Source organism: Flavobacterium sp. HJSW_4, assembly GCF_042436695.1.
Taxonomy (GTDB): Bacteria; Bacteroidota; Bacteroidia; order Flavobacteriales; family Flavobacteriaceae; genus Flavobacterium.
Genome location: NZ_JBHNPP010000068.1, coordinates 1 through 4,498, shown reverse-complemented (window position 1 = coordinate 4,498; position 4,498 = coordinate 1). Strand labels below are relative to the sequence as shown.

Here is a 4,498-nt window from a genome sequence, read left to right as displayed (position 1 = left end):
CCTTTGGATAAGCAACCCCAGTATCATTAAATTCCTCTAATAATTGCTGCTTCTCTGCTTGAGATAAATAATCGATGTCTTCTATTAGTCTACTGTTGTCTGCACTGAAAATTTGTATTACAGCCTCTAAATGTGATACCATTTTTCTTATCGATTCAACATCAAAAATATTAGAATCAAATTTAAATTCAATTTTCAGAGAAGATTTAAAAGGATATATAGTAGTAACAAAATTATAATTTGATTCGTCATGTGAATCAGCATATTGAAATGATGTTTCTTTTCCTATTATTTCAGGCGCATTTAATATATTTCCAACGTTATCTTTTACAACAAAATTTTCAAAAATCATCAAGTTATTGATGAGTTCCATCCCAATAGGACTTTGAGATTGCACTTCTGCCAAACTTACATAATGAAAATCAGTGCTTTTAATTGCTTCAGCATGCAATTGTTTTAAGAAATCTTTAACTGTATCTGATTCATTATACTGTACCCTTGTTGGAATAGTATTTGAAAAAAGCCCAACCATGTCTTCAATACCCACTAATTCTGGCGGTCTTCCAGATACAACTGACCCAAAAACTACATCTTTCGAATCGTTGTATCTAGACAGCAAATACCCCCAAGCCCCTTGAATAAAAGTATTGGTAGTAATTTCTAAACCGCTACAAGTATTTTTTATATTTTGAAATACTTCTCCGTCTAAACAAATTTCTTCACTTTTAAATGAGACTTCTTTACTTTGAATTTCCCTTTTGTTTTTAAAAGGAATTTCCGTTGCAGTTACAAAACCATCTAGATATTTCTTCCAATATTCTAGAGAAGTTTCTTTATTTATCTTAGACAGCCATTTGATATAATTAGCATATTTGACAGGTTTCTCAAGACTGATAATTTGCTTGTTGTTTAAAGCATTTAAGATGCTTGAAAAGTCATTGATCAAAATACTCATACACCATCCATCCATTAAAATATGGTGGTGGCTCCAGATGAATTCATAAATACCATGTCCTAGATCAACTACTTGCAAACGCATTTGGGTAGGCTTATTCAGATCAAATCCTCTAGATCTGTCTTCTTCTTTTATTTTTTGCAAATAAAGAGCACTGTCTTTGTCCTTTTTTACAGATTTAAAACTGAAATCGATAAAAGCCTCCTTATGGACAATCTGTAATAACACATCGTAATTAGAACTAAAACTAGTTCTAAATATTTCGTATCTATTAACCAAATACTGATAAGCTCTTTTTACATTATCTATATCCAAATTCTCAGCATACAATCTATATGATGTCTGCATGAAATACATCGAACTCGATTGGTCAACCAACCAATGATAATACAATCCTTGTTGTAAAGGCGACAATTCATAAATATCTTCTATTGTATCCTCTTTATTGATAAAAGACAATTGTTCTATAGATAACCCTTTATAAGACAAGTCGGATGGAGTGAGTAAACCAATTGCTTTATTTTGGGAAAGGCTATTTATCAACTTTCTTAATTGCTTATGATAAGAAGCTGTAAGTTTCTCTATGGTTTGCTTCTCAAAAACAAATGATGAATATCCAAAAGTGATACTGAGCTGTTCTGCAACTATTATTCCTGAAACATTCAAAAGAATATCATTGGTAGTATTTTCTATACATACTTGGGCTCCTACACTTTCGTGAGCAAACTCAAAGCGAGAGTTATCTTTGTCACTAATATTAGAACCAAAATTTCCTAAATAATTAAATTGAATACTAGGAGATAACTCGCTCTCAAAAGAATTATCCATGTATTTTAAGATTCCATATCCAATACCTTTATTAGGGATTTTTCGTAAAGATTCTTTTACTGATACAATCTCTGGGTATCGGTTATCAGAAATATCCAAAATAAATGGATATAAACTAGTAAACCAACCTATGGTTCTCCCAACATCTACCCCATCGATTATTTCTTCTCGACCATGTCCTTCGATTTCGATTACACTCTTTTCTACACCAAAAATATCTTTGATACTCAGTGCCAAAGCGGTTAGCAAAACATCATTTATCTCTGTAGAGTATAAGCCATGTACTTTTGTTTGTAACTTTTGGCTCAATTCAATATCCAAAGTAAAGGACAATGAGTCATTAATTGGAGCTTTGCCTTGAGTAACCTCAAAATCTTTAGGCAACAATGCAATAGACGTTTGAGAAAGATTTTCCCAGTATGTTCTTTCTTGCTGTTGTGCTGGACTCTTGGCATAGGATTCTAGAAGAGAAGCCCACCTTTGGAAAGAATCTGTCTTTAATGGAAGTTGGACAATATTGTTATTCTCTAAAGATTCGTATACAGTAGATAAATCGTCTAAAAGTATTCTCCAAGATACTCCATCAACAACCAAATGATGGATAATTAAGGCCAATCGATCTCCATCAATCATTCTAAAATGACCAATCTGAAATAAAGTTCCTGAAGAAATACTAAAACTGGACTGCATTTCTTCTCCTAATCTATGGAGCTCCTCATTTGCATTTACGGACTGTGTTAAATCAAAAAATCTAATTTTGTAACAATCCTCAGAACTATCTAAATTATATTGTTGCCATATATCGTTTACCAATTCATAACGCATTCTAAGTGCGTCGTGATAGTGGACTAAAATTGAAACGGTTTCTTTTAAAAACGATTCATTTATGGGAATTTTACTTTTTAAAAGCACCGATTGGTTATAATGATTTTTATTTGGGATTTGTTCTGATCCAAAAAAGAAACGTTGTATTGGAGTCAACACTACATCTCCCTTTATCATATCTTGACTGATAATAGAAATATCCACCTTGATTAGTTTTGCCAAATCCTCAACAATAGGATTACGAAGGATATCCTCCACCTTTAAAGTATATCCTTTTTGTTTTAGTCTTGATACTACCTGAATTGATTTGATAGAATCTCCTCCTAAATTATAGAAACTGTCTTTGACACTTATCGCTTCCTGCTTAAGAACTAAAGCCCAAATATCAACTATAAGCTGTTCTTCTTTATTTCTTGGCGCTACGTATTCTTTTTTAATTACGTCTTCACCTGTTACGCTTGGAAGCGCTTTTCTGTCCACTTTACCATTAGCAGTCAGCGGGATGCTTTCTATCTCCACATAAAAACTCGGCACCATATATTCAGGTAGCTTATTTTGCAGATGGCTTCTAATTTCTGATTTTTCAATCTCTGATTTAGAAACATAATAAGCCACTAAAGCTTTCTCTTGATTTATCTCTTTGGCTTCAACAATAACCTGTAGCACATCCTCTGAATATTGGGATATAGCAGCTTCTATCTCACCTAATTCTATTCTAAAGCCTCTAATCTTAACCTGATGGTCTTCCCTGCCTAAAAATTCAATATTCCCATCTGGCAACCATCTGCCTAAATCCCCCGTATCATACATTCTTGCCCCTTCAATGAAAGGATTGGAAATGAATTTCTCTGCTGTCAGCTCCGGTTGGTTTAAATAACCGCGAGCCAGTCCAGATCCAGAAATGTACAGCTTTCCTATTACTCCTATAGAAACAGGATGTAAATTATTGTTAAGAACAAATAATTGAGTATTATCAATTGGTTTACCTATTGGAATTAAAGTATCATTCTTTGAACAGTTAAAATAACTAACATCAATAGTTGCTTCTGTTGGACCATAGAGGTTCATAAGTGAAACATTCGTAAATTGAGCAAAGAACTTATCATTTTGATTTACACTTAAAGTCTCTCCACTTACAAATACTTGTTTAAGACTTTTAAGACGTTCATTTCCAAGTCCATTTTCTTTAAGATAATCCAAAAATAAAGTTAACATTGAAGGAACGAAATGAAGAACTGAAACCTTATTTTTTTCGATACAATCGATTAACTCTTTGGGATCTTTTTGGCCTTCTGGTTTTAACATGCACACTTGTGAACCTTTGTATATCCACCAAAATAATTCCCAAACCGAAACATCAAACGAATAGCTTGTTTTTTGAAGAATAACATCTTGGTCTGACAATACATATGCTTTTTGCATCCATTCTAGACGGTTAACTAATGATGTATGCTCAATCATTACCCCTTTTGGGTTTCCTGTGGTTCCAGAAGTATAAATTACATAAGCTAAATTTTGCGGATTGATTATTTTCTCCACATTGCTTTTTAAATACCTATCCTTAAGTTCGTTAAAACATTTTAATACTTCTATATCAACAACAATTTTACAATTACTGTCTTTTTCTATATAATCTATCCTTTCTTGCGGGTAGCTTAAGTCTATAGGCACATAAGCTGCCCCTGACTTTAGTATCCCCAAAATAGCCACTATCATTTGCTCGCTTCGCTCTAGCTTTATCCCTATCAAATCCTCAGCCTGTATCTTATAGGTTTCTCTTAAATAAGCCCCTAATTGATTGGACTGTTCATTGATTTCTTTATAAGTCAGCTCCTTGCCTTCAAACACAACCGCTATATTGTTTGGAGTTCTATCTGCTTGCTCTTCAAA

1 protein-coding gene is annotated in these 4,498 nt (G+C 33.1%); it reads right to left on the bottom strand.

Annotated features, from left to right (window positions below):
- A partial coding sequence (locus ACE01P_RS24240) for an amino acid adenylation domain-containing protein (protein WP_379701636.1) occupies positions 1–4,498 on the bottom strand: 4,498 nt, incomplete at both ends.